Below are 320 nucleotides of genomic sequence, written 5' to 3'. Positions count from 1 at the left end.
TATGATTGAGCTTAAACTGCCGCCATTGTCTGAACGAAAAGAAGATATTACGGTGTTAGTGGATCACTTTTTACCTAGCAATAAGAGTTTGAGTAACGCAGCAATGAAGCAGTTAAAGCATCATACTTGGCCTGGAAACGTCAGGGAGCTTGAAAACACCATAGGTCGTGCTGTGCTATTGAGTCCCGGGCAAGAAATTGAATGTGAGCATTTAGCTATTCAAATACCACAACATGAAGAGCCACTTGAATATACACAAGCAGATATCGAAGCGGCATTAGACAGCGCTGATGGCGTAGTCAGTAAAGCCGCAAGAAAGC

Annotated in this window: 1 protein-coding gene; it reads left to right on the top strand. The window is 43.1% G+C overall.

The window, feature by feature from the left end; all coding sequences use genetic code 11:
• The coding region (locus tag CWC11_RS22055) for a transcriptional regulator (protein ID WP_502704831.1) at nucleotides 1–320 on the top strand (320 nt) is incomplete at both ends.

The sequence above is a fragment of the Pseudoalteromonas sp. S3178 genome (assembly GCF_005886985.1).
GTDB classification, from domain to species: domain Bacteria; phylum Pseudomonadota; class Gammaproteobacteria; order Enterobacterales; family Alteromonadaceae; genus Pseudoalteromonas; species Pseudoalteromonas carrageenovora.
Note: the sequence above shows the minus strand (reverse complement) of the source record. Positions and strands in the feature narration are given on the sequence as shown.